This is a genomic window from Kribbella sp., from assembly GCF_035687465.1.
Classification (GTDB): domain Bacteria; phylum Actinomycetota; class Actinomycetes; order Propionibacteriales; family Kribbellaceae; genus Kribbella.
The window spans coordinates 1-5,087 of sequence record NZ_DASRXP010000571.1; the positions used below are offsets into that span (position 1 = coordinate 1).

Consider the following 5,087-nt stretch of genomic DNA (forward strand, 5'->3'; position numbering starts at 1 on the left):
GAGGACCTCGAAGCTGTCGCTCTCGCGATCAACAACCGGCCCCGCAAGATCCTCGACTGGCGAACCCCGGCCGAGGTCTTCGAAGAGCAGCTAGGCTCGCTATAACAGCCTGGTGTTGCATCGACCGGTTGAACTCGCCCAATACACCTCGGCCCAGTACGCCAACCTGGCAACAGATCTCGGCGTCACACTGTCCGTCGGCCGCAAGGGCCAATGCTGGGACAACGCGGTCGCCGAGTCCTTCTTCGCGACCGTGAAAACCGAGCTCATCCACCGCCGCACCTGGCCAACCCGCAAAGCCGCCACCAGCGCGATCTTCGACTACATCGAAGGCTGGTACAACACCCGCCGCCGCCACTCCACCCTCGGCTATCGCAGCCCGGCCAGCTACGAATCACTCCACGCCCCCACCCTCGAAAAGGTAGCGTGAACCGACCCCGCATCAATCCTGTCCGTCGAACCGGGTCAATCCCAGATCGACACCTGGGCCCTTGATGATCAAGGCCTCGTTGGTAGGCCGGGTCGTCGCCCAGCGTTTGATTGCTCTGACGATTTGGGCGACAGTGACCGGACCTTGCAGCAGGCTGATCACGACGGCACCAGCCTCGGCGCCCTGGACCAGGATCTCCAATGCGTTCGATCGCCGTGGGTAGTCCAGTCGCGCAATGCGTTCTTCGACGAAGGCCTCTGCCAGTTCCTGGGTTACACGAATCTGCGCCACAGACGCCTACTTCAGATCCCGTACGCTTGGTAGTAGGCCCACACAATCGGTAGCGGATCGCGGATGTCGTACATGTCGTCAGCGCTCCCCCGTAGCGAGTAGACCTGCCACTCGCGAAGCATTCGGAGCTGCAAGTCTCGCAGCGCACGCACCGGATCGTCCGCGGTGAGCATGAGCTCGATCAACATATCGTCCCAGGCGTTAGTGAAGGACGCGTTCGGTACATCGACGCCGGTAGCGAACACGTGGTTGGCGCCAGAGCGCAGGCACCCCGAAACCAGCCCGAGACTCTCGGCACCACTTCTTTCGGCGGTGGGAGCCGACGAGCAACACGACAGGATGACGCGGCTCGGAACTGGAAGAATTGGCTGGCCGGTGGCTCCGTCGGTGACCCACAGCATTCCGGCTTGAAATGTGGCGTTCTGCAGGTCAAGACCGGAGATGCTCGGGTCGCCGTCACGCCGGTCGTGGTGGGCCCGGAAGAACGCGAGCCCAGGCTGGCCAGGAGACAGGGTGCGGAGTGCCGCGGCCAGGTTCTCCAAGGTAGCGAGCTGCACCTTCCCGTTCGAGGAGGCGTGCACTGGCGTGCCTAGCAATCGCCACGCCGCTCGAGGCTTCACTTCGAGGTAGGGCCGCTCTGCGTGATCGCTCATGTAGTCGCAGCTCAGCAGGAACGGCCAAAGGGTTGCCTGATCCGAATCGCGCGACGATGCCGCGATGGTGGCGACCGATGGCAAGTAGGAGAGGCAACAGCGTTCGACCAAACGTGGCGCGTTCGAGTCCGGTCGGATTGGAACGATTGGCCATGGCACTGCGGACAGTTCGGCGGCGATCGAGGCATACACCCGCACGGGCTCCGCCGGGTCGCGGAATGGGCTTGCTCGGCGAGTGCCGGCGGCAGCAGCTTGGCGAGCGGCGCCGTTATCTGGAGCTCCTCGAAGCTCTCGAACGCTTTGAGTGCGCCGGAGAGATCGTCGTCGTCGCGGCCGGACGGCACTGGCGCGGGCATCCCGTTGCCGAGCGCGCAGGCGTTCAATGCAGCCGCAAGATCTGAGTCCTCACGTAGGTCGATGAATCCGCCGTCAGCCTGTCCCAACGGGCTGATCAAGGTCCAGAAGACATGGCCGCGCTCGACCCACGTGTGCCACCAAGGCAGCGGTCCCCCTCCGACCTTGTCTGCGATCAGGTCAATATCGATCGTCGGGCCGGCGGGAGACATGTGGAGAGTCGTCGATCGCATTCTGTCGCGCGCCGCCGCCAAGGCAGATCGCCCTCGGCTGGCGATGCCAGCTTGTTGGGCGAGGTCGAGGCGGGCGTGATAGATCCCCTCGAATACCGTCGAGTACGGCTCTGGAAGCTCGTCGATGTTCAGCGACTTCGTTGGGCCTGGGCGAGGTACTTTCGCCGGCGCTTGGCCAGTGCGGATCGTGGTGTCCAACTCGAAGCCGGAACCGATCACGTCGGGATTTGACTGGAGGCGCGATGCCTCGATCAATTCCGTGAGGAGGCCCCAGTCTTCGAGCTCTACGGCGGACCGCATGGCGACCTCACGTGCGGTGGCGAAGGAGTTGTCGATGCTTTGACGAAGCTCAGCTGACCCAGTGGACGATCTGCCGGCCTCGATGACTGCCCATGCCTCAAGCGCCAACACGAGCGCCTGCTCGTGGTCGCCTTCGAGCTGAAGGTGCCTGGCGAGGTCCTGCTTCGCTCTGGCGATGCTCCAGCTCGGTTCGTCCTCGGCGATGAGTCGTTCGATGTGGGAGCGCAAGGTGTCAATCGCCTTCTCCCGTTGGCCCGCCTTGGCCAGAGAGCTTGCAACAACCTGCCGCTGGTAGCCGGCTATTTCCGACGGTACTTCCGCCAGCGCGGCGAGACATTGCAGCAGCTCGTCCGGTCCGAGCGATCGCAGGCCGCACGCGTGCTCGAGCACCATCAGGAGGCTACGGCTCGGCTCTGGACCATCGCCATCGGACGCACCGTCGAGAAGATTCTTGACCTGGGGCCCATATCCACCCGCCAGCATCATGCTCAAGTGCCAGTTGAGGAACGGAAAGTCCATCTCGCTCTCGGGCCTACGCTGATAGGCCTCAACCGCGAACCTCGCGGCGGCCTCCGAGTGCCCAAGCTGGCTGTAACAACGGCTGAGCAGAATGGCGATTTCCGACAGCTCAAAGGATCGGCCTGTCTTGGCTCGAGCGATGTAGGTCGCCGCGGCCGCAGCCAGCATCCCCAATGCGACGTCGAAATCTCCGAGTTCGAAGGTGCACTCGGCTTCGATGACCTTTGCGTCAGCCCAGAGCTCCTCGCCTTTGCGATCGTCTGCACCGACGGTCGCTTCGGCCGCCTGGCTCGCCAACCCGATAACCTTCAGCACGTACGCACGGCGATCCAATCCGGCAGGACGACCACCCGCCCAGAGCTGACCAGCCTCAACGTAGACGCGAGTCGCCACCCGATGACGGAACATAACCGCTCCCCCTCCCGCGTGCTCGGGCGACTCCCGGCACGAACAACCCTGGGATCGGGCAAGCAAACCAACTGGACATCAGTCAGCTGGACCACCGTCACGGCGCACCCCTGCGCCACTACAGATCCCCGAGAAGTTCCTGCCACGTCCCCCGCGGAGCACTATGCCGCCATCATGACCGGTTGCCAAGGGCAGGCCGCAGATCGTGACACCCACCAACTGGCCAACGCATGCAGCCCTGCGTCAGCACCGCGACTCAAGTTCTGGATCGCCTTGTTCTACTGTCGCAAGCCGCCAAGAGTCGCGAAGTACTGACGGTCAGGCTGAACCCTCGGATGCCCGACCAACGCGCCTCGTGCACCATAGAAGCTCAGTCTGCGACGCCCAGGGCGTTGCGGCACATCTTCTCAAACCGCTCACTCGCTGTCCGAAGCCGGACAACTGGCATGTAGCCCTCCGGAACGGCCGCCATCGGGTCCATACCCGGCTGTCGGAAGCCCGGATCATCCTCGCCTATTTGGTAGCTCAGGTTCTCTTGTGCTTGCAGCAGTTCAAGCCATGTATCCCGTACGCGCTTGTGAGCCAGCAGCCGCATCCGTGCAGTCATCTGATCTGGCACCTGTTGCAGTTCGTCGCGCTGACTGATTTCCTTCGCGGTCGTACCAGGACTCCCTTCCGGATCTACCAACAATCGGAGATTCTCGTTAACGAAGTGCACATAGAGCATGGCGTCCGCGTACAGAACCGTGCGCTCCTTGCGCAAGCTCGTTCGGTCGGCTAGTCGCCTCTGTAAAAGTGGAGCTCCAAGCGAACCAAGGAGAGCACCGACCAGCGCAGTACCCGCGCCAATCGCAACAGTCGCATCCATCTCGGGATCCTACGTCCGCCAACAGGGCTGGCCCCTTAGACACCCTCGCACCGAGCGGCGGCATCCCTTGCCGGGGCTCCGCCTGAGCACGCAGCCACCGATCGACCACGACTGAAGTTGCGCTATCGCCGCGAGGAGGGTGCAAAAATTCTCCACATAGCACTGCAACTCTGGACTCACCTGCTGAGGGAGGTAGGCCGCGATTGACACCGGCTCCAACAGGTAGCCGATACCGTGCATTGTCGCCGGTTGACTCAAGAGTCTCCTCGCGGTGCGGCAGTTACGGCAACCATTCCATGCAGGCTCTCCGGCGCCTATGCTGCGCGGATGATCAGCCAGTCGTCGCTACGCGGATACGTTCTCGAGGAGTTCATCGCCCGGCTCATCAAGGACAGTGGCTATGACCTCCTGGTGCACCCCTCGCAGGACAGTTTCGCACTTCAAATGGCGGGGAACGAGCTCAACATCTACGGCCGCGGCGCCCTGCACCAGGTGGACGTACTCGGTCAACTGCGCTCAGCAGTACCGCTCAGCTATCCGTTGCGGATGTTCATCGAGGCCAAGTTTCGCAAGGCTCCAACTGGACTGCCGGTACTTCGCAACGCATTGGGCGTCGTCAACGATGTCAACGAGCACTACTCCTGGCGAACCGCCAAGAAGCACTCCCCCGATATGTCCAGGTATGACTACCGCTACGTCATCCTCTCGACTTCGGGCTTCACCGACGATGCGATCCAATATGCCGTCACCCAGCGGCTCTCCCTCGGCGATCTCAGTACACCGGCTTTCAGATGGCTACGCGACGCCGCCGACAGCACCGCTACCGCCCTCCTGAAACTCGCCGAGGAATCGAAGATCACGACTTTCCCCGTGCGCCAGACCCGAAAGGCTCTACGCAAAGCTTTCGGGACCTGGCCTGCAGACTTACGGCTGGCGACTCGTCCGATTTTGCCGCGCGATCGACTCAGAGCCATCGCGGAACAAGCGGCGGAAAGAGTCGACAACCAACTCTATGTCGGTTTCGCCACCAA

4 protein-coding genes and 1 pseudogene are annotated in these 5,087 nt (G+C 62.6%); 2 read left to right on the plus strand and 3 right to left on the minus strand.

Annotated elements, in window-relative coordinates; genetic code table 11:
- Positions 1 to 142: 142 nt before the first annotated feature.
- Positions 143 to 430: pseudogene (locus tag VFG33_RS30310) on the plus strand (integrase core domain-containing protein); the annotation flags it as partial.
- Between the two features lie 12 nt (positions 431 to 442).
- Here VFG33_RS30310 and VFG33_RS30315 read toward each other — a convergent pair.
- The 3 genes from VFG33_RS30315 to VFG33_RS30325 all read right to left on the minus strand — a co-directional run bounded on the left by VFG33_RS30315 (position 443) and on the right by VFG33_RS30325 (position 4,056).
- Positions 443 to 721 carry a hypothetical protein gene (locus tag VFG33_RS30315; protein WP_325056408.1) on the minus strand — a complete coding sequence of 93 codons (279 nt, stop codon included), beginning with the start codon at positions 719 to 721 and terminating at the stop codon, positions 443 to 445.
- Positions 722 to 732: 11 nt separating this feature from the next.
- Entirely contained in the window at positions 733 to 1,572 is an 840-nt protein-coding gene (locus VFG33_RS30320) for a CHAT domain-containing protein (RefSeq protein WP_325056409.1), read from the minus strand.
- Between the two features lie 1,986 nt (positions 1,573 to 3,558).
- Entirely contained in the window at positions 3,559 to 4,056 is a 498-nt protein-coding gene (locus VFG33_RS30325; protein WP_325056410.1) for a hypothetical protein, read from the minus strand.
- 327 nt (positions 4,057 to 4,383) lie between these two features.
- Between VFG33_RS30325 and VFG33_RS30330 the strand changes: the two genes are divergently transcribed.
- Positions 4,384 to 5,087: hypothetical protein (locus tag VFG33_RS30330; RefSeq protein WP_325056411.1), on the plus strand; the 704-nt coding region annotated here is incomplete at its 3' end.